The 21379-nt window shown below is 37.2% G+C and carries 17 protein-coding genes; 10 read left to right on the forward strand and 7 right to left on the reverse strand.

The features are described from left to right. Position 1: 1 nt before the first annotated feature. Complete coding sequence (locus tag LKF16_RS01755; protein ID WP_291468097.1) at positions 2–187, forward strand: 2-hydroxymuconate tautomerase; 186 nt, start codon at positions 2–4, stop codon at positions 185–187. Positions 188–214: 27 nt separating this feature from the next. On the opposite strand, the gene LKF16_RS01760 is transcribed toward LKF16_RS01755, so the two are convergent. The 3 genes from LKF16_RS01760 to lepB all read right to left on the reverse strand — a co-directional run bounded on the left by LKF16_RS01760 (position 215) and on the right by lepB (position 2148). Further along, positions 215–1102 (reverse strand): helix-turn-helix domain-containing protein, encoded by an 888-nt coding sequence (locus LKF16_RS01760; RefSeq protein ID WP_291468099.1) that lies wholly within the window; start codon positions 1100–1102, stop codon positions 215–217. 144 nt (positions 1103–1246) lie between these two features. After that, positions 1247–1432: an LBP_cg2779 family protein gene (locus LKF16_RS01765; protein WP_291468101.1), complete on the reverse strand. Its 186-nt coding sequence runs from the start codon at positions 1430–1432 to the stop codon at positions 1247–1249. Positions 1433–1488: 56 nt separating this feature from the next. Beyond that, positions 1489–2148 carry a signal peptidase I gene (gene lepB / locus LKF16_RS01770; RefSeq protein WP_291468102.1) on the reverse strand — a complete coding sequence of 220 codons (660 nt, stop codon included), beginning with the start codon at positions 2146–2148 and terminating at the stop codon, positions 1489–1491. Between the two features lie 118 nt (positions 2149–2266). Between lepB and LKF16_RS01775 the strand changes: the two genes are divergently transcribed. From LKF16_RS01775 to LKF16_RS01785, 3 genes are read left to right on the forward strand one after another with little or no spacing between them, the layout of a single operon-like run. Next, a complete protein-coding gene (locus LKF16_RS01775; protein ID WP_291468103.1) occupies positions 2267–3028 on the forward strand; it encodes a hypothetical protein in 762 nt (253 codons plus the stop codon). A 12-nt stretch (positions 3029–3040) separates the two neighbouring features. Next, positions 3041–4018, forward strand: a complete 978-nt coding sequence (locus LKF16_RS01780; protein WP_291468105.1) for a hypothetical protein — start codon at positions 3041–3043, stop codon at positions 4016–4018. A gap of 2 nt (positions 4019–4020) precedes the next feature. Next, positions 4021–5373 (forward strand): RsmB/NOP family class I SAM-dependent RNA methyltransferase, encoded by a 1353-nt coding sequence (locus tag LKF16_RS01785; RefSeq protein WP_291468107.1) that lies wholly within the window; start codon positions 4021–4023, stop codon positions 5371–5373. Here LKF16_RS01785 and fni read toward each other — a convergent pair. The 4 genes from fni to mvk are packed head-to-tail and all read right to left on the reverse strand — an operon-like array spanning position 5362 to position 9382. Next, on the reverse strand, positions 5362–6411 hold the full coding sequence (gene fni / locus LKF16_RS01790) for a type 2 isopentenyl-diphosphate Delta-isomerase (protein WP_291468109.1): 1050 nt from the start codon (positions 6409–6411) through the stop codon (positions 5362–5364). The genes LKF16_RS01785 and fni overlap by 12 nt on opposite strands. Continuing rightward, on the reverse strand, positions 6404–7486 hold the full coding sequence (locus LKF16_RS01795; RefSeq protein WP_291469376.1) for a phosphomevalonate kinase: 1083 nt from the start codon (positions 7484–7486) through the stop codon (positions 6404–6406). The genes fni and LKF16_RS01795 overlap by 8 nt, the downstream gene beginning before the upstream one ends. A gap of 17 nt (positions 7487–7503) precedes the next feature. After that, positions 7504–8469: a diphosphomevalonate decarboxylase gene (gene mvaD, locus LKF16_RS01800; protein WP_291468111.1), complete on the reverse strand. Its 966-nt coding sequence runs from the start codon at positions 8467–8469 to the stop codon at positions 7504–7506. After that, complete coding sequence (mvk, locus tag LKF16_RS01805; RefSeq protein WP_291469377.1) at positions 8462–9382, reverse strand: mevalonate kinase; 921 nt, start codon at positions 9380–9382, stop codon at positions 8462–8464. The genes mvaD and mvk overlap by 8 nt, the downstream gene beginning before the upstream one ends. 140 nt (positions 9383–9522) lie before the next feature. On the opposite strand from mvk, the gene LKF16_RS01810 reads away from it, so the two are divergent. Genes LKF16_RS01810 through LKF16_RS01835 form a run of 6 tightly spaced genes read left to right on the forward strand, consistent with a single transcriptional unit; the run spans position 9523 to position 21362 of the window. Continuing rightward, positions 9523–13047, forward strand: coding sequence for a PD-(D/E)XK nuclease family protein (locus LKF16_RS01810; RefSeq protein ID WP_291468113.1), 3525 nt, complete (start codon positions 9523–9525; stop codon positions 13045–13047). Continuing rightward, complete coding sequence (gene addA, locus LKF16_RS01815; protein WP_291468115.1) at positions 13040–16699, forward strand: helicase-exonuclease AddAB subunit AddA; 3660 nt, start codon at positions 13040–13042, stop codon at positions 16697–16699. The genes LKF16_RS01810 and addA overlap by 8 nt, the downstream gene beginning before the upstream one ends. Positions 16700–16712: 13 nt before the next feature. Further along, complete coding sequence (locus tag LKF16_RS01820) at positions 16713–19517, forward strand: helicase C-terminal domain-containing protein (protein WP_291468117.1); 2805 nt, start codon at positions 16713–16715, stop codon at positions 19515–19517. Between the two features lie 48 nt (positions 19518–19565). Beyond that, on the forward strand, positions 19566–20045 hold the full coding sequence (locus LKF16_RS01825) for a hypothetical protein (protein ID WP_291468118.1): 480 nt from the start codon (positions 19566–19568) through the stop codon (positions 20043–20045). 46 nt (positions 20046–20091) lie between these two features. Beyond that, positions 20092–20715 (forward strand): DnaD domain-containing protein, encoded by a 624-nt coding sequence (locus LKF16_RS01830; RefSeq protein ID WP_291468119.1) that lies wholly within the window; start codon positions 20092–20094, stop codon positions 20713–20715. Further along, positions 20715–21362 carry an endonuclease III domain-containing protein gene (locus LKF16_RS01835; protein WP_291468120.1) on the forward strand — a complete coding sequence of 216 codons (648 nt, stop codon included), beginning with the start codon at positions 20715–20717 and terminating at the stop codon, positions 21360–21362. The genes LKF16_RS01830 and LKF16_RS01835 overlap by 1 nt, the downstream gene beginning before the upstream one ends. Positions 21363–21379 lie beyond the last annotated feature (17 nt).

Here is a 21379-nt window from a genome sequence, read left to right on the forward strand (position 1 = left end):
TATGCCATTAGTACATATCGATTTAATTGCAGGACGTAGTCCTGAACAACTTAAGAATATGGTTAAGGATGTTACAGATGCCATTGCTAAAAATACTGGAGCACCTGCTGAGCATATTCACGTTGTACTTAACGAAATGGAAAAAGAACATTACGCAGTTGGTGGAGTTCTTGCCAGCGACAAATAAAAAAATCAGCCAAATGGCTGATTTTTTTTATGGTTTGATTTTCAATTCTCGAATATTATTTTGTTGCATCAACTGGTTGATTTCATCAAGCAAAGCTTGATTGTGATTATAATCTGCGAATGCGATTGCCATCGTCAAGTCATGGCTCAGAGTTGAGCGGTCCGTCAGGTTGTCATTTAGAGTATTTAGAGCGGACAAGTAATAGAGTCGGTCCGTAAACTGCGCAGATAAAGCACCATTTCGTGGGACTAATCCAAGGTCGATCCATTTTCTGGCTGTTTGCCAGTCATTTGACTGAGTGTAAAAGGTTGCCAGTAGGGTCAATGATTCTAATGAATACCAGTAGGTTGAATCACTTTGGAAGTGTTGAGACTCAAAATTTTGACTAGCTAAACCAAAATAATAATCAACTTTATCAGATGCAGCTTTAGCTTGATAAATCTTTCCTAGGCCGATCAATGCCACAAATTTCCAAAATGATTTTTTTCGGTTATCTAAAAGTTGCAAGACATAATTATATTGAAAAATACTTTCGTCAAAGTCAGATTGATTGGCAGCAATTCTTCCTAGTTGATAATGAATGTGGGCTTGAGTCGCATTTGAAAGATTCTTTGGATTGATTGAATCGATCAATGACGGGATATTTTCAAATTGTTGATTCTGGATCAATTGGTCGATCTCTAGAATTTTATCGTTGACTAGGTTGTTTGATGGTAAATTGGTGAACTCTGAAAAAACATCGTTTAAAGTCAAATTTAGTTTCACAACCAGCTGACTCAAGATATCAACGGAAGGGGAGATATTCTGATTTTCTATTTTACTAATGACTGCTTGAGTACAGATTCCTGCTGAAAGTTCTGCTTGACTCAATTTTAGTTTTATTCGTTGCTCTTTAAATTTTGATCCAATTAACATTTCATACGCCTCTAATAATCATATATGTAATAATTAATGTTATTTACACTATGATTATAACATATAGTAATATTACATTGATTTACAATAACAAAAAAAGCCGATCATCAATCGACTTTTCCAAATCATATCTGAATCTCAAAATTAACTATGAAGCTTGATGTATTCGAGAATTGTCTTTTCTTCTTCAGGAGTTGCCTCATATTCACCAGATTTGAGATTGTGAACTCTTTCAACTGAAAGGTGACTCTCGAATGCAAATTGTGTATCATTCATATCTTTTTTCTTTTCGTACTGAATAATAGTTTCTGAAATACTTGGTTTGTCCATTTTCACGACCTCCATAAGTTCATCATAGCATTAAGATTTTAATTCCGTACAATTTTTTAAAAGACTGTCCATTTGTTAAGAGGCCAATAACGCCATTTAACTTCACCAACAACTGATCCTTTTTTAATGAACCCAATCAAACGACTATCTTTTGAAACTGTTCGATGGTCACCCATTACAAAGTAAGTTCCAGCGGGTACTTTATTTGTCTTCTTAACTTTATTTAGATAACTCTTACTGTATATCTGTTGATATTCAGGTGATTGAGCCAACTGACTTAGTGTAAAGTTGTAAGTCCAACTATATCCCTTACCGGCATAGATATTGGTATCATTTTCCTTTAGCTTTGAACCGGCGTCGAGGAAGGGTTCTTTATATCTTTTTCCGTTTACGTACATTTTATTGTTCTTTGATACGATGGTATCTCCAGGCATTCCGATAACACGTTTAATGTAAAATGCACCCGGTTCATCAGGAGCTTTTAAGATAATTACATCTCCACGGGATATCTTAGAATGCTTCACTGCAAGTAATTTTTGACCATCTTCAAAGGTTGGCTGCATTGACGGTCCGGAGACTCGCTCATTCGCTAACGTAAATTTAAACGCCAGCATTATGACAGCATACAATGCAATGGTCAATGCAATAGTCTGCAGCCAAAACTTCCAACCTGATTCTTGTTTCTCGGGTTGTTTCTTTTTATCATTTCTTGCCATAATTCACCTCAAACTTGTACTACATAGAATATTACACTTTTTGGCAATTATTGGAAATAAAATGTAGTATTAAGGAATGATTAAATTGATACGCAATATTAAATGGGGATAGTAAATAGTGAGTTATCTAAATAATTTACGGGAGCTTGCATCCAAACTCCCAAATTCAAGTATTTTCAATGCACGTTTAAATTTCATGCAGCATATTGATGAAGCCTTATCTAAAGGGGAGCTTCCTAAGCACCAATTTATACAGTTTGAATTGACCTCTGAGCAAATCGAGCGCCACCTGCAAAATAATGTTGATTTTGAGAGTGATGAATTTGAATCAGTGGTCGCGCAATTACAAGAATTTGATACCCAGTTGGGAGACTTTAGAACTTACCTCCAAAATAGCTACGGTTATTGGGCAACGATAACGCAACCGTTAATGTCAACATGGTCAAAACTTTTTCCAAACGAAAAATATTTAGAGCTAATGGCAGGGAACGGCTATATCTCAAAAGGATTTCGCGACAATGGGATAAAATCGATCTGTACCGATAATTTAAGTTGGTCAAAGCAAAGTCCTACCGGAAATGAGAAAATTACTAACGTTGAACAAATTGACGCATTAGACGCGATCGATAAGTATCAGACTCAAGTAGATGCAATTGTCCTAGCATGGAGTCCCGACCGTGAAGAAATTGATTTTGAAATTTTGGAAAAAATCCGTAAAACTGAGCTAAAATTTTTCTTGGTCGGTGAAAAATATGGTGCTACAAATTCTAAAAAATTCTGGGATCATGCGAAGATAATTTCAGATCAACGAATCGATGAATTGAATCAGGTTTATCCCCAATATGATTTAGTTCATGATAAAATTTTCTTAATACAATAACAGGTGAATTTGATGAAAAAATTTATTTCCAGCGTCATTATATTTTTAGTAGTTCTTTTGGCGGCCGTCGCAATTTCGAAAAATGATGCGATCAAGTATAACAACACAATGAATCGTTTAGGCATGAGTGATGATGCTACAGTTTTAAGAACGAATTCCAAGAAAAATCTTACTAATACTGTTAAAAAACTTAGTACAATGGATCTATCTAGCTACCAGTTAATATTTTTTGACAAGAATAACAGTAGTTTTGGTTATATTTACAGCAATCATACTTTGCACAAACTACCAACGATCTCTGGAAGATATTTCTCAAAAACTGATTTTCAATCTGAGACCCCATTTGCAGTTCAAGGTCAACAATCAGACATTCCAAGCTATAAGCCGCAAAGTCAGGAATATATCAAATCAGATAAACGATATATCTCGGTGATTGGAAATATCGGATTCAACAATGCTGATATTTTGAACGAACAGACCTTGGTTTCGATTTCTCCAACGCAACCAAAATCAAATAAAACCCTGAGTGATGTGGTGCCGGTGATCGACGGAAAAATCACATCATCCAAACATGATTTGAGTCAGCTAAAAAAAGTTATGCGAGTAAGTTCGACTCACAAATATAGTCCTCAAACTGATGACTTCAGCGAAGTACAAACTAACAGCAATGGCAATTTATATATCATTTCATTATTGCTGACGTTCTTAGTTTCGATAGCAGTGGAAATATACATCTTATTGTCACTCAGATTTGATATCAAAAAGACGAAACTGACTGGTGATCTGAAGAATAATTACCGTAATGGCTTATTGATCAGATATTTATTATTCACGATGATTCCATATGCGGCAGCATTTGCGTGGAGCAATTGGAAAATTGTGATCATCAGTCATTCAACTTTCAATATTTACTTGATCCTATCCGTGATTGCAGCAATCGCGGTTGGAGTTTACCAAATCTATTTTGTAAAAAAACGGAGTGACAACTAACCATGACAGTCGTATTGAGCGAAGAATTTAAAAATAAATATCAACAGTTAATGGGCGATAGATCAAAACAGCTTTTTGATGCAATGGAATCTGACAGTCTTGATGCATTCAGATTAAATCCGCTCAAAGCCAACTACAAAAATGTCAATTTGAGTTTAGACAATCCAATCGAATACTCAAAGATTGGTTATTACGGAAATGTTGATGGCAATGATATCGACCATCTGGCGGGATACGTTTATAGCCAAGAACCTAGTGCCATGTATGTAGCCGAGCTGTTAGCTCCCACGGAAAACGATACGGTTTTAGATCTCTGCGCAGCACCAGGAAGTAAAACTACCTATTTAGCGAATATAATGCACTCTGACGGTCTTTTGGTCAGCAACGAGATAAACTACAAGCGTGCTAAGGTATTGTCGTCTAACATCGAAAGAATGGGAATCACCAATACCGTTGTGACTAATAATTCACCAAAGGATTTTGAAAAAGATTTCGAGAACTATTTCGACAAGATATTGGTTGATGCTCCTTGTTCCGGCGAGGGCATGTTTAGAAAAGATCCTGAATCGGTTAAATATTGGTCGCAAGAATACGTTGAATCTTGTGCTAATCGACAAAAACATATTTTAGATTCAGCCTATAAACTGTTAAAACCGGGTGGCACATTAGTTTATTCAACATGTACATTTTCTCCGGAAGAAAATGAACAAAACATCGACTACTTTTTAAACGAGTATTCAGACATGTCATTAGCTGATGTCAAAAAATATTCAGGTATGGAAGATGGCAAGCCGGAATGGGGCAATGGCAATCAAGAACTCACAAAGGCTCTACGGATGTTTCCAGACCAGTTCAGCGGTGAGGGTCATTTCATGTGTAAATTGGTCAAGGATGGAGAAAGTAGCGAAAGCAAAATCAAAACATTACCCAACACTATCAAAAAAGACGATCAAAAACTGATTGAAAAATTTTCAAAAGAGAATTTGAATTTTGTTCCTGACAAAAATCTCTTCAAAGTTAATGAATTCTTGTTCTCAGCTGCTAGTCTTGACCGACGCTTTAAGAAACTTCATGTGATGAGAAATGGTTTAAAACTAGGAGAATTCAAAAAAAATAGGCTTGAGCCCGATATCGCAATGATATTAGCTACTAAGCCTGAACGATTAAAAGCAATTTATGATTTAGATGAATCACAATTTAAAAAATATCTTCATGGCGAAACAATTATTCTTGACCACGAGCCAGATTTTTCTAACAAATGGATCGGATTAACTTATCAAGACAAATTGTTTAGTTGGGGAAGATATAGCAATAAGCAAATAAAAAACGTCTATCCCAAAGGATTAAGACGTTAAATCAATTTTACGTTGTTTAGCGTAATTTATTAAGTCCGTATCGTAAACGATAGGGGCTTTTTTGATATCTTGAATCGTCTTTGCACCGATTGCAGCCATGATGATCTTGACCTGCAAAGCCGTAGTTTCAAAGAATATCTTCGTTTCTTCTAACGAGTATTTCTGCAGATGGTGCAAAGCTAGTCCGGATATTCCAACTGCAGACGCGCCCATTCTCAGAGCTTTGACAATGTCTAAAGCTGTTCGGATACCACCAGATGCAAAAATATTTAATTCTGACTTAAACGCTTGTGCTTCAATCAGCGATTCAACTGTTGAAAGCGACAATTGATCTAAATAAGTAAGATCAAGGTCGTGATTTCTGGCACTTTCGATCTCAGCAAAGTCTGTACCGCCAAAGCCAGAAATATCAATATTTTTGACACCAAGATCTTTGAGTTGTTGAAGATTTTTTTGACTCATACCAAAGCCAACTTCCTTTACGATCACGGGAACATTTAGATTACCGACAATATCTTTGATGTTATCAGCCCAATAAAATTCTCGATCACCTTCAGGCATGGCCAATTCTTGGATGACGTTCAAATGAATCTGCAATGCGTCAGCATTGATCAAATCAACAGCTTGTTGTGCTTGTTTTGCGTTTGCCTTTCCAGACAGGTTAGCAATCACAAGACCTTTGGGATTTTTTTCTCGTAAAACGGTAAAACTTTTAGTTGTCTGTGGGAGTCGGAAATAAACTCCCATCGACCCACTAGAAACAGGTATGTCCAATTCTGCGGCTAAAGTGGCCAGCTCTGAATTAAATTTTTGAGATTGGTTCGACCCTCCAGTAATTGCATTGAAATAAAAGGGTAGAGCGATCGGATTACCCAAAAAATCTGTCCGTAAGTCTACTTCTGGAGTTTCCAATTCAGGCAGAGCATCGTGAAGAAGGCGAACCTGCTCAAAACCAGCAAAAGATTCGTCGGAATAATATTTTTCAGCTAAAAATAAATGCTCAACTTTGCGTTGCATTTGTTCATCCTGTTTAGGCATGATCGATTATGTCTCCGATTTTTAGTTGTAAGGGCGTAATGCCAACTTTTTTCCACTCAGATTTAAGATTTTCAATGTTTAAATTCTTATTGCTGATAACAATGCCACAATCTCCGCCACCAGCACCAGAGGTTTTTGCGGCACCACCCAAACTTTCAGCAATATCGCATAATTTGGTCAACATCTTTGTTTCTATATGAACGTCACTGAATCGAGCTAAGTCTGTCAACACTTGACGATAGCTGCTGATCATTTGTTTGATCATTTTGGCATCGTTGTCTCTAAATCCTTGGATCAATTGTTCAACGCTTTGGCGACTAGATTTCAAGAAATGTTGATATTTATCCACCTTTTGAGCCTTAGTCAAAGCAATTCGATCGACCAGGATGGACGTTGAAGCAGGTGATCCTGTCCAACCAACTACCATTTCTAGTTCCTTTGGAAGATGCAAAGGTTCGATCCGTAGATTTGGCCAATCAAGTTTGAGTAATTTTGAAAGGCTATGATTTCTGACCATGTTAAAGACCCAGTTTCGGTCAGGAGAACGATAGGCAATAATACCACCAAATGCGCTGGCCGCAATATCGCCTAAACTGCCGTTTCCTTGGACAGATAAATGAGCAATCGATGCCAGTTTATAGACGTCCATTTTGCTCAAATTAAGACCATAAAAGGAGCCTAGGGCTTTCACAACTGCAACCGTAACGGCAGCTGAGCTTCCTAGACCAAATTTTTTGCCGTCATGAGAATCTAGTTCACTAGTAACTAATAGATCATAATAGGCAAGTTTCTTATGTTTTTCGAGTGCATATTTTTCGACAAATTTGATTGCGGTCAAGATATACGCTAATTGACTTTCGGTATCGTCAAATACTAGATCAGTTCCCTGACGATCCCAATGGATGAGTTCTTTGTTGAGGTTTTTTGATTGAATCGTGCCACCATTTTCAGATTCTGTAACTGTGACAGTAACGTATTGATTAACAGATGCAATCACTGCAGGAAAGCCAGTTTCAACTACGGCATATTCTCCTGCTAAATATAATTTTCCTGGTGATTTTCCTATGGACAAAATATCATACCTTTCCAATATCAGAAATATTGTATACCTTTTCCAATATGAGCTTCAAATGTGGAAACATTTTGGACATTCTTGTCGAGATAATCCTTAACTGCTTTAACAGATTGCTTACTACAGATTATTTTAACATTTGGACCGGCGTCAATGGTGACATAGGCTAAGAAACCTTGTTGACGCAATGTTTTGACAATTTGGATAATTCTGATCGTTTCTGGAGCGAAATAAGTATAGGGAGGTTGTGCAGATAACGTTAAAGCATGCATTGACAATGCGTTGTGTTCTGCGATTTCCCCGATTTGTTGTAGATCTTTATTTGCAATTGCTTGCTTAATTTTGATTATCTCTGAAGCCACTAGTGTACTCCAATTTGAGTAAAATGGGGAAGTTTTTACTGATAATTCCATCCCTTTTGTCGATGAAATCGATTTTTCTGCTTCAGAAATGACCACTGACAGCAGCACGATATCAATATCAGGGTTTTCGTCAATTGGTTCTGCAAAGGAGGTTTCATTGCTATTTCCAGCAATCCATTCGACGAATCCTCCATAGATTGAACGCGTGGCGGAACCTGATCCATTACGTGCCAAAATTGAAATTTCTTTATTTGACAGATTTAGATTCATAGTTTCATTGACTGACGCAGCAAGCGCAGCAAACCCAGAAGCAGAAGATGCAAAACCAGCTGAAAGGGGAACATGATTGGTGGAGTTGATTTGGAGATGGTCGTTAAAACCATACATTTTTCTGACGACATCTAAATAATTTCTGATTCTCAGTGAACTAGAATCGTCTAACAATTCATCATTTAAATACACCACGTCGTGGTCATTATCGATAATTGTAGACTTGGTATCGGTATAAAACTTATCCAGCGTTAAAGAAAGGCTGCTAGTCCATGGTAATTTTAAGGCTTTGTCTTTTTTGCCCCAATATTTGATCAAGGCGATATTTGTATATGCTCTAGCCGTCCTAGCCAATGTTTGATTCCTCGTTTTCATAAATAGATAGTGGTTGGATCCAAGTTTGCTCAGCACCGTTTTTTAAGAGTGCCTTTTGGACCATTTGTGCGCTCGTTAAATTGCGGGCAAGGCAAATGATGCATCCGCCACGACCGCCACCGGTGATTTTACTTCCCAATGCACCAGCATTGTTGGCCGCTTCGATCATTGCGTCAACTTTTGGCACCGACAAATCCAGTTTGACTAACAAGTCATTAGCATTGGTAAAGAGTTGGCCTAAGCGTTTGAGATTGTTTTCTTTAATAGCTTTGATTGCTTCTTCAGTATCTTCACCTAGACCAGCTAGTTCTGGGCCGACAACTGATGGATCGTCATCAAAACTTTGTCGAACATCACTGACAGTTTGTTTCGTTTTGCCTTTGATACCAGAGTCAGCAATTACGATGAATCCATCTGATTTAAACGAAAAATGTTCAACCGATTTATCACGGCTGAATTCGATCGGAAAATCAGAGATAACAGTTCGAGCATCTAATCCACTGGCTTTACCATGAGTGATGGTTTCAGACTGATTAATATGATCGAGCAATTGTTTTTCGGTTAATGGTTGTTTGAAGAAATCGTAAAATGCACGAGTGATTGCTGCGCCGATGGCAGCTGAAGACCCTAAACCACGCTCAATTGGTAGGCCACTTTCAATTGAGATTGCATAATGCAATTTCTGCTGATTCATTTCTTGATCAAGAACATCAACCAAGTACTTCACGCCTGATAAAGATTCCGGTAGGTCAGTAATTTTCCCGACAAAGTAACTTGACGATAATGTGTTGTCTTGACTCTCTTTGATCCTTACGATCACTGGGATGCTAACGAGTGGCAATGCAATTGCCGGATATCCATAGACTACTGCATGTTCACCCATCATTATCATTTTCCCATGACTTTTTCCAATACCATTTATCACGGCATTCACCTCAGTTTCTCTAAGAATATATTTTATACATACTTGGAACTTATTTCCACTGTGTACCGGTTTAACTATGATAGAATTTTTTTATTAGGAGACTTAACATGACACTTAACTTTATCTTGGGTAAAAACCAATTTGACCATCACGAAAAAATGATGGAATTATTCAAAAACGATTTTGAAAAAGATCCACAAGGAGAATTCTTTTTCATAGTCCCAAACCATATCAAATTCGAGTCAGAAATCATGATGTTAAATGACTTTGGAAAGATCCAAGGCAATGAAGAATTAGTTGCCAGCAATCGTGTGCAGTGTTTTTCCATTTCACGACTAGCTTGGTACTTTTTGCGTGGGACAGATATTTTTAATACTGAGACTTTGACTGATACTAAATCGGCGATGATCATCAGAAATATTATTGACCAACATCGTTCAGATTTAAAAATATTGGGTGGAATGGCCGACAAATCAGGATTTATCGACCAGCTAACTAGTCAATTCACCGAATTTCAAAATGGTCAAGTAACGCCAGATGATGTTCAAACAGTTATGCAGAACAAATCGGATGATATATTTACGGGAAAAATCGATGAATTGAATTTGATCTACCGTGAATATACTGAAAACATTGACCAATTTGCCACCAACAACTTTAAGCTAGATGCCTTAGCAGAATTTTTTGATGAATATGCAAAATCTAAGCATTTGTACTTTTATGTTGAAGGATTCTCAACATTTACCGCGTCAGAATTAAACGTTGTCAAATCAATCATCTTAAATTGTGGAAACATCAACGTCTCGTTAAATCTTGACCAACCAGCACTAAAGCCGGTCGAAAAAACAGACTTTTATGCACGACCTGCAGGGACGTACAATCAGTTGTTCAATTTAGCAAATGACAACAGTATTGCCTTTCACAACTATTTTGCTGATCAAGAACGTGTCAATAAAGATATTGCTAAGCTAGAAAATTATTGGGTGGAGTCAAGCGGCATTGGACAAATCCAGGCTAGTCAATTAGATTCTCGAAACTCAGTCCAAATTTGGAAGAGTACAAATAAACAAGCCGAATTATCGGCAGTCAGCACATATATTAGACAATTAGTGGCAAATCAAGACTATCGATACAAGGATTTTCTGATCTTAGCACGTGACTTGAATCAATATAGTTCATTTGCTGCCGCATTCATGGACGAAAACGAGATTCCTTATTTTATTGATCTACAAAGAAAAATGTCAGATCATCCCTTCAAAAAATTGATTGACTTGCTATTTTCTTTGATCAATAAGGGACTACAAAGCGACGATGCCATTGCTTTATTGAGAACTGAACTGATCATCCCTGAACATTATCAAACTGAAGATATTGCTGATTTTCGTGAGGCAGTAGACCTTTTGGAAAATTATGTTTTAGCTAATGGTACAACTAGAAAAAATTGGCTCGGAGAAGAATTTACTAGCGATGCATCATTAGATGAAAAAATCGATGCCCAGTTGATTAAGGATTATCAATTGATAAATGAAATAAAAGAGTTCATCAAACAAATTTATCAATCACTGGATGCATTTTTTAAAGTTGATCATACTGCACTTGAAGCAGCTGGATTCTTGTACAGTTTCTTGGAACAATATGGCGTGTTCAAACAAATGGGCAACTGGCAACAACAAGCAGTCGACCAAAATGATCTAACTAGTGCTGGACAGCCTGAACAAGTTATCGAGGAATTCAACACAGTTTTAGATGAATATGTGAGCGTATTTGGAAGCGATAAATTTAATAGTCAAAGTTTCATTGAGATTTTAGACGCTGCTTTTGAAAGTTCCCAATATTCGCAAATTCCATCGACTCTAGATGCTGTCAACATTTCAGAAATAGGTATGGTGCAGCCTAACAATCGAAAAATAACCTTCATTTTAGGTGCCACAGTTAACAATATGCCTGGAACATCGGTCTCTAATGGCATAATTGCTGACGATGAAAGGGAATTGATCTCTGAAAATCTTGAAGATGGAAAGTATCTAAATGCTTCTGATGAGGTGATGAATAATTCGGAGCCATATTTGCATGATCTAACTTTTACGACGCCTTCCGAGCGCTTGATTTTTACCTATCCAAATTACACGGAAGATAATAAGCAGCAAGACCTTTCTAGCTACGTTGTAAGAATTGCGGAGCATTTTAATTTGCATGAACAAGATATCTTGCTGAATCCTGATCCTAACGAAGAACAAGAAAATGAGATCCTGCGCTATGTAGGTTCTCCAGAATCAAGCTTGAACTACTTGATCAGAGTTTCTCGTTCGGCAGCAGATAACAAACTTCAACTGTCTAATCAGTGGAAGTATATTCAAAATCGTTTGTTAGACCAAGATCCAGAACAATCTCGATTTGCTTTAAGTTCGTTGGATTATCAAAATATCCCAGTCGATTTGAAGCCAGAAACAGTTGCTAAACTATATGGCGACAATATCAACGTTTCAATTTCTCGACTTGAGACTTTTTATCAAAACGAATACGAATACTTTTTGAAGTATGGATTAAGGTTGCAGCCACGTTCGATTTTTGAGATCAATTCTGCACAAACGGGATCCCTGTATCATGCAGTCCTAGATGGTCTAGTTAAAGTTATCAATGAGCAAAAAGTAAATATTAGAGACTTAAATGATGAACAGTTGTTTGCCTATGTCAAAGACGTTTTTCAAGAACAAATGGAACGTTCTGAAAACAGAATTTTTCAATCGTCAGAACGAATGGGTTACATCTCACAAAAAGCTCAAGATACATTGTTGCAGCTGGTTAAAGCTATTAAACAACAACTAAGTCGCAATAATTTTATTCCTAGAGCAACTGAAGTAGCGTTTGGAAAAATGAATAATACTAAACAAGATCTTCCTGGACTCTCATATCAGATTCCGGGAAATCATTGGATCAACGTCCGTGGAAAAATTGACCGGATCGACGAGATGGAGTTGTCCGATGCAGACTATTTAGCAGTCATTGATTACAAGTCAAGTATGCATGCGTTTGACTTTGACAGCTTTTTAAATGGATTAACCATGCAAATGCCAACTTATCTTGAGAACTTGGTCGCAAATAAAGATAAGTTCTCGACCAGAGAACAAGTGAAAATCGCCGGGGCATTTTATTCACATATTCAAAATCCGAAGATCCAATTGAAAAAAGGAGTTAACGTTCAACAAGAACTGTTGAAGAAATTCAAATTGGATGGCTTGATCGTTGACGACGAAGAGCTTTTGGATAATTTAGACAATTTGCTTGAAAGAACCTCATTGATCTTGCCAATCAGCCAAACTAAGTCCAAAGGCATCACGATCAACAAAAAGAATGCCATTTCTAATGATGACTTATTTAGGATCTTAAATTACAACAAGCATTTAATTACTCAAGCTGGTGAAAAAATTTATTCAGGAAAACTACGGATAAATCCATATCGAGATAGTAACAATCGTACTGGTTTGCAAAACAGCGATTACAAATCGATCTTGCAGTTTGATGCGATGTTGCCTGAAAACGAATATCACGAAATCATTAATCATGGTCGTGAAGCTAAAAAAGAAGTCCTAAAACAAATCCAACAAATTTTAGAGGAAGAAAACAATGCCTGAGTGGACAGAGAATCAGAAAAAAGCAATCTATCATCGTGGTCATGACATCCTAGTTTCAGCCGCAGCAGGTTCTGGTAAAACGACAATTTTGATCGAACGCATCATCGAACTCATCAAAAGCGGCGAAAACGTCGATAATTTACTTGTCGCAACCTTTACCGAACCCGCCGCTCAGGAAATGAAAGACCGTTTGGTCAATCGGATCAAAGAATTAGTGACTAGCTCTGAATTGAACCCTGATGAAAAACAACATATGCAGTCGCAAATTTTTAAAGTGGCGACCGCTAACATCAGTACTTTGCACGCATTTTGTCTAAGCATCATCAAAAAGTATTATTACGTGATCGACTTAGATCCTAACTTCCGATTATTAAGCGATGAGACTGAAACTTCTTTGTTGAAGGATCAAGCTTTTGACAATGTTAGAAACAAATATTATGAGAAATTCGATCAAGATTTTATCGATTTGACTGAAAACTTTACCGATAACAAAAGCGATGACGGCCTTTACCAGACAGTTGACCGCTTGTATAACTTTGCAATCACGAATGAGAACACTTCTGCTTGGTTAGAATCATTGACTCATTCTTACGACATAGGTGACGATTTGATAAATTCTGATTTTTATCAGACATACGTCAAGCCCCAGCTACTATCCGATTTTAATAATTTAATCGAAGAACTAGACAGTTTGCGTGAAATCGCAGCTGACGATACGTTGAGCCAAAATTATGCCGATGTCCTAAAAGAAGGTATCGATAAGTTAAAAGCAATCGAACAAGAAATTCAATCAGATGCTGATTATGATTCTGTGCGTGAGGAGATCGATAAATTCAAATTCGCCCGCGTCAAAGCATTGCCGAAAGACATTCGGGAAACTTCAGACGACGATTCGATTTTGAAAACGGTCAAAGCTCAAAAGACTGACTTAAAAAAACAACTGGACGAACAAATCTACAATGGTTATTTTGTTCAAAATCAAGCCGATACGATTCAAACAGTCAAAAATGCCCGTCAATTGATCGTTAAACTAGTCGAAGTGGAACGCGCATTTATCAAGGAATTCGACCGACTTAAAAATGATGGTCATACTTTGGACTTCAACGACTTGGAACACAAGGCAGTTGAGATCTTAACAACAGAAGTCGATGGCCAAAAAATTGCTTTGGATTATTACCAAAACAAGTTTCATGAGATCATGATCGATGAGTATCAAGACGTAAATGCAATGCAAGAACAAATCATTCAAAAGCTTTCAAACGATAACAACCACATTTTTATGGTTGGTGATATCAAGCAATCGATTTACGGATTTCGCCAGGCAGCGCCTTATATCTTTACTGGCAAATATCAAAGATTTCAGGAAGACGACAATCCTGATGAATTGATCCAACTGTCGAAAAACTTTCGTTCTTCGGTCGCAGTTGACGATTTTGTCAATTCAATTTTTGAACGAATCATGGACCAAAATATCGGTGATATTAATTATGACAAGAGCGTCCAACTGATACCTGGTACAAATTTCCCAGAAGATGTCGATGATCGTAACGAGATGTATGTTATCAACGAAAACCCTGATGATGATGAAGAAGAGTCAGTCGATCTTGAAGAGGTAAATACTGATAAACGGGTCGCAAAAATCGAATTCGCAGCCAAAAGGATCAAGTCCTTAATGGCAAACGATTTTCAAGTTTACGATGCTAAAAAAGGACATTATCGGTCTTTGAAGTATTCAGATATCGCCATCTTGATGCGAAACAAGAATAGCAATACGGATTTGATTTCTTATTTTGCAAACGCCGAAATACCTGTCATGGTAACCGACGCACAAAATTATTTTCAAACTACTGAATTGCAGATCATCATGTCGATGCTAAACATCATTGATAACCCAAGACAAGACATCCCACTAGTTGCTGTCTTGCGTTCGCCGATTGTCGGCTTGAACGAAGAAGAACTAGCCGAGATCAGAATTGTCGATCAGGGCATAGACTATTATTCAGCAATCATCAAGTTTATTAACGATGATAATTCAAATGAAAATTTAACCAAAAAATTGATCTCGTTTATTGAACGTCTTGAAGGTTATCGCGACTTTTCGAACAAGAATAGTCTCGTTAAACTGATCTGGAAAATTTATCAGGAGACTGGGATCTTGGAGTACGTTTCAGGCATGCCTGGAGGAAAACAACGTGCTGCCAATTTACATGCCTTGTATCAACGTGCAAATACTTATGAAAAAAACAATTTCATGGGTCTTCACAAATTCATCACTTTCATTCAACGAATGCAAGATATGAATCGTGATCTTGCACAACCAAATAGTATTGAAACAACTGACGACAGCGTCAAAGTCATGACGATCCACGCTAGTAAAGGTTTGGAATTTCCAGTCGTGATGGTTCTAAATATCGATGATAACTTTAATAACAAGGACTACACAGCCGACACACTCTATGACGTCAAATTAGGGATGGGAATCAGCGTGCTGGACCAAGAGACACGTGCCAATGTCAGAACAGTTCAGCGTGCAGTTATCAGCGACAAAAAACAAATTTCATCAGTTTCTGAAGAGATGAGATTGCTGTATGTCGCTTTGACTCGTGCTAAACAGAAATTGATCTTAGTAGGATACACCAAGGACTCTGTCAAAATGGTCAACAATTGGGAACATGTCCAAAAAAATCAACAAGGAATCATCAATGAAGGCTTTAGATTATCAGCTAAAAACTACCAAAATTTAGTTGGAATGAGCATTTTGCCTGAGTCTGATACTACTAACGAAATTGACGGGTCCATCTATCATAATGAAACTAGTCAACTAGATCTATACCTGGTTAAACCAGGGGATATCGAGCAAACAGTGCTCAACAAACCTCAATTGTTGACTGAACAAAAAGCTGCTAGCGATATTTTTAAAAACACGGTCGATCATACTTTGAACTTTGAATATCCTCATCAAGAGGCAGTCAAGACGACCGCTTATCAATCTGTTTCTGAGATAAAAGGATTGTTCGCTGATCCGGATGAGGCCGAGATGGCAACAGCTGAGATCATCGATCACGGCCGTTATGTCACCAATCAATTTAAAAAGCCAAAGTTTTTGGCTGAAAATAAAAAGGTCTCCGCAACCGATATCGGTTCAGCAACTCATTTGGTATTGCAAAAAATTAACATTGAAAACAAGCCTAGCTTAGATGATTTTGAAGAATTGCTATCAGAACTAGTCCAAACGAAAGTAATCGATAGTGAAGTGGCCAAAAAAATCGATTTAAGTTCCTTAGTCAGCTTTTATGACAGTGAATTGGGAGACGAAATTATTGAAAATAACAACAATGTTGCACGTGAATATCCATTTTCAATTTTGGCCCCAGCTCAAAAGTTATTTAAATCTTCAAAAGATACGTCGACAAATGACGATAAAATACTAGTTCATGGTATTATTGACGGAGTGATTGAACTAGAGGACGGAATAATAATTTTTGACTATAAAACCGACAATGTTAATAGTCAAAACTTAGATGAAAAAATCCACGATTATTCCGGTCAATTAAATTTATATGCTAAAGCTATTTCCATAATCAAAAACAAACCGGTTATCGGAAAATATCTTTATTTCTTAAAGATCAATCAAATAGAGAAATTAGATTAGTGGTGAATTAGTATTGAAAAATTCTTACGCTGTTGTTGATTTAGAGACAACAAATGCCAACTGGCATGACAACGGCCGTATTATTCAATTTGGTTGTGCTTTGATCGAAAATGGGGAAATAACAAAGATATTTAATCAAAAGGTAAATCCAGAGGTTCCAATACCAAGTCGGATTACCGCACTGACTGGATTAAGCGATGAGGACGTCAAGGATGCTCCGACGTTTAAAGAAATTGCACCAGATATATTCAAATTATTAAAAGATAAGATTTTTATCGCCCATAATGTTAATTTTGATCTGCCGTTTTTGAATCGTGAATTAAATCGCGTCGGATTAAATGAATTGAACGTCAAGGCAATCGATACAGTCGAACTTGCGCAGATCATGTTTCCGACTGTTAGCAGCTACAAGCTTCAAGATTTGACCAGCTATTTAAGCATTGAGCACGATAATCCACATAGCGCTGATAGCGACGCTTTGGTGACTGCTAAACTCTTCTTGATCATAGAAAGTCAGATTCGAGACTTGCCAATGACGACACTCAAAAGCTTAGTTAATTTAGGCACACAAACAATTCGTGAAACCAATCTTGTTTTCAAAAATATTTATGAGCAACGTAGTGGCTCGCAAAAGTTGTTGCCAGATTATTTATATGAGAAAAATGGACTAGTTTTGCGCAAAAAGAACTTTCATATCAGCGACCAGATCGATAAACGGAGTTCATATCCAAATACAGAGAATAAAAAACGTGCTGCTTTAAAGGGCAAGCTTGATTACCGTCAAAACCAAGCCGATTTGATGGATCATATCTACAAAACAGCTAACTTGCGTCAGAAGAACAAAAAATGGAATTTGATCGAAGCTCCAACAGGATCAGGAAAAACTTTGGGTTATTTGTTGCCACTTTCTTATATGATCAACAGTGGTCAAAAGTTAATAATTGCAACGACCACCAAAGTATTGCAACAACAAATAATCGAACAGTCCATCCCTTTATTGAATCAAGTTACCAATAATAGTTATCATGCTGAGATCGTTCGAAGCAGTTACAACTTTATCGATCTTGACCGCTTTTATGAATCCATCGAAAATTATCAAGGCCATCGTCACACCGCATTACTGAAAATGAAGATCATGGTTTGGTTGACGATAACAACTACTGGTAATTTAGATGAACTCCATCTGACCAATTACAACAATCCGTTATTTACGATCATTCGTCACCGTGGCGAGGTCAAAGAAAATACGATTTTTGCAAAAGACGATTTCTGGTACTATCAACAAAATCGTTGCCAAGAATCGTTGATTTTAGTAACTAACCAAGCTTATTTAGCTAGACATTTAGATAGTACTCTGTGGGGAGATAACTCTTATTTAGTGATCGATGAGGCTAATCATTTTGCCGATAACCTTCGCAATGTAGCATCGCCAACAGTCGATTTCTTCAGACTAAACGAATACGTCAAAAAATTGAGCGACATCTTATATCAAAACCGAGTCACTCTAAGATATGCGTTTACTGAAGTCACGACTCAGCTTTGGAATTATCAAGATCTCCAAGACATGGAGACTCATTTTGAAGCTATCGATGAATTGATGCAACGTTTGGAATTCAATTTGTTTGAAAACAACGTTGAGAACTTCGTTGGCTTTGAAGATCGAAGCTCATTCGTTCATCTTTTGCTGCAACAGGCAGATTTTCAAAAGGATAATCCGGATTTGATCAATTTGTTGTCAGATCTTATTGTTGAATTGTCGATGGTGGTCAATCGGATCGACGTCTTATTCGACCAGTATAATTTCCAACGCAATTTTATTTCCGTTGAATTATCACGCGTGATTTCGAACTTGATCATTGAAAACGCTAAAATCCGGACGACCTTGGAATCGATGGATGAGTTATTGCAAGTGATCCAAGAACCCGATGCTGCATTTGGTATCGAGATCGATATGAGAGATTATTATGAACCCAACACTTTGAAATTAAGTTGGCGCCAATATGACATCACTGATTTGATCACTGAGACTACCGACTCATTCAGTCAAATTTTTGCAATTGGTGCAGCTATAACCATTCAAAAAGATTTTTCGCATTTTATTTTGGATCTGCAGCTCGATGAGGAACAAATCAATGAAATGCTGATTTTACCAGATTCAAATGATATGGCTCATAACAGCAAGATTTACATTCCAAAAGATGTACCTGACGTAACTAAATTATCCAATGATGATTACTATTCAATGGTCACCAAACATATCGTTGAAATTCTTGATAACATGGATCATCAAACCATGATCTTGTTTAACTCGCTCAGCACGCTTGAGGCAGTCTATAACAAGTTGATGGAAACAGACGTCAAAGAAAAATGGGAGATCTTGGCTCAAGGAGTTACCGGTACCAACGAAAAAATCAAAAAGCGTTTTGCCATTGGCAATCGTTCGGTACTCTTAGGCGCCAACTCATTTTGGGAAGGCGTAGATTTTCCTAATAAATTACTAGAAATTTTGATTGTCACACGAATTCCGTTTGAATCTCCTGAAATGTTGGATGTGAAAGTGCGCCAAGAAGTCATGGCAAAAAATGGATTCAATGTCTTTCAAGCTGACACTTTGCCACGAGCCATCTTGCAATTGCGTCAAGGTTTGGGACGTTTAGTCAGAACGCCACACGATCGTGGTGTGATTTTATTGCTTGATAATCGGATCCTGACGAAAAATTACGGAAAAACGATTGTTAATTCTTTGCCAAGTGGTCTTCCGATTGTTGAGGACAACATGCGTTCCATAAAAAAAGATATAAATAAGTTTTTGAAATAATCAAAAATTGCTATACTATGATTGTTAACTAATTCAAAGGAAAAATTTATGAATAGAAGTACAAAGATTTTACTAACTATTTCATTGGTGATTTTGGCTTTGGTTTCCATGATCACATATGTTAATTTGTCATCTGCCCCGTACTCAAGTGCAAGATCGCAGTCAAACAAGATTGCCAATACGAGCGCCGGAATCGTCAATCCAGATTATTTTGGAAATTATAGTCGGACTGACCAATATTATGCAGTTGGTGGTTTGACACAAAAGAAACAGTATCGCTACGTGATCATCAATGCTAAAACTGGTAAGACTCAAACAGTGAACAAAGGTAATGCGCCAATGAGAGAATCAATTATCAATGGCGTTTCAGAACGTTACGATCCTACTAAGATTTTACATATCGATCTCGGTTTATATAAAAAGAAACCAACTTGGGAAGTAGCATTCAAAAACAAAAATGGTACGATCGGCTATAATTTGGTCGATTTTAAAACAGGCAAGAGCGTACAAGTAATAAACAATATTTAAAGGTACAGGCAGCAATGTCTTGGCCTTTTTTGTTTGGAGTGTATTTATGGACGATAAATTATTCAACCGCTTTTTAAATAGCGGCAGTACAAATATCAGCAATCTGATTATTGAAAATTATCGAAAGCTGGGAATGACCAATCAGGAATTGATCATCTTTTTAAATTTACAGATGTATGCCCAACAGGGAAACCAATTTCCCATGGTGCAAAATATTTCTAAAAATACTGGATTTGAAGAACCAGCAATCTACAACAGTATTCAAAATATGATCAAATTAGGCATTGTTGAGTTGCAGACAGTGGTCGAAAATCACCAGCAACGTGACATATATTCCTTAACTCCAATTTTTGAACGAATCGATGCTCTGCTCAAACAGGAAAATGATTCTAATGCTGAAAAGAAATTAATGAGCGATACCGAAGAATTATTCAAAAAAATCGAAGTAGAATTTGGTCGACCAATCTCGCCAATTGAGCAAGAACAAGTTCATCAGTGGATCGATGACGATCATTACAGCATCAAGCTCATTGAGCTAGCCTTGCGAGAGGCCGTCTTAAATCAAGCTTATTCACTCAAATATATGGATCGGATCCTGATTAGTTGGGAAAAGAGTAATATTAAAACAGCTGAACAACTACAAGAAAGACGAAAGAAGTTGGGATATTAATGTTAAATGACGAACAAATTGCTTGGGCAATCCACCAAATGGAAGACGATATTGGACCTGTTGGTCCTTCACTAGACTCCAGAACACCATTTCAATACTTAGTTTCGGTAATTTTGAGTGCTCAGGCAACTGACGTCTCCGTCAACAAGGTCACGCCTGTTCTTTTCGAAAAATATCCTGAGCCTAAAGATTTAATGGCAGCGGATATTTCCGATGTTGAACAAATTATCAAAAGCGTTGGTTTATTTCATAACAAGGCCAAAAACATTATCAAAACTGCTGCGATAATCCACACGCAATATAATGACGTTGTGCCAGAAGTTAGAACTGAAATAATGAAGTTACCAGGAGCAGGTAGAAAAACTGCTAACGTTGTTTTAAGCGACGTATTTGGTCAACCCACGTTTGCAGTCGATACTCATGTTTCAGCAATTTCAAAACGCCTCCATTTTGTAGATCAAAAGGCTACGCCGATTCAAGTTGAAAAAACCATTGTTAATGCATTAAACCCTGAAGAATTGCACCAAGCTCACCATACGATGATCGAGTATGGGCGAAAATATTCGATGAAGACGCCAGTAGAAAAAGAAACCAATCAGTTGATTTTGGATTGCGATAAATTGAACGAACAGAACGAAGATAAATAAAAAGCTCGAAGTAGGAA

The organism is Companilactobacillus sp., from assembly GCF_022484265.1.
Classification (GTDB): Bacteria; Bacillota; Bacilli; order Lactobacillales; family Lactobacillaceae; genus Companilactobacillus.

Coding starts and splice junctions, on each gene's coding strand:
- LKF16_RS01765 (WP_291468101.1), bottom strand. CDS start 1,432: ATGGACAAACCAAGTATTTCAGAAACTATTATTCAGTACGAAAAGAAA.
- addA (WP_291468115.1), top strand. CDS start 13,040: ATGCCTGAGTGGACAGAGAATCAGAAAAAAGCAATCTATCATCGTGGT.
- LKF16_RS01760 (WP_291468099.1), bottom strand. CDS start 1,102: ATGTTAATTGGATCAAAATTTAAAGAGCAACGAATAAAACTAAAATTG.
- lepB (WP_291468102.1), bottom strand. CDS start 2,148: ATGGCAAGAAATGATAAAAAGAAACAACCCGAGAAACAAGAATCAGGT.
- fni (WP_291468109.1), bottom strand. CDS start 6,411: ATGCCTAAACAGGATGAACAAATGCAACGCAAAGTTGAGCATTTATTT.
- LKF16_RS01835 (WP_291468120.1), top strand. CDS start 20,715: ATGTTAAATGACGAACAAATTGCTTGGGCAATCCACCAAATGGAAGAC.
- LKF16_RS01830 (WP_291468119.1), top strand. CDS start 20,092: ATGGACGATAAATTATTCAACCGCTTTTTAAATAGCGGCAGTACAAAT.
- LKF16_RS01785 (WP_291468107.1), top strand. CDS start 4,021: ATGACAGTCGTATTGAGCGAAGAATTTAAAAATAAATATCAACAGTTA.
- mvk (WP_291469377.1), bottom strand. CDS start 9,382: ATGATAATGATGGGTGAACATGCAGTAGTCTATGGATATCCGGCAATT.
- LKF16_RS01755 (WP_291468097.1), top strand. CDS start 2: ATGCCATTAGTACATATCGATTTAATTGCAGGACGTAGTCCTGAACAA.
- LKF16_RS01780 (WP_291468105.1), top strand. CDS start 3,041: ATGAAAAAATTTATTTCCAGCGTCATTATATTTTTAGTAGTTCTTTTG.
- LKF16_RS01825 (WP_291468118.1), top strand. CDS start 19,566: ATGAATAGAAGTACAAAGATTTTACTAACTATTTCATTGGTGATTTTG.
- LKF16_RS01810 (WP_291468113.1), top strand. CDS start 9,523: ATGACACTTAACTTTATCTTGGGTAAAAACCAATTTGACCATCACGAA.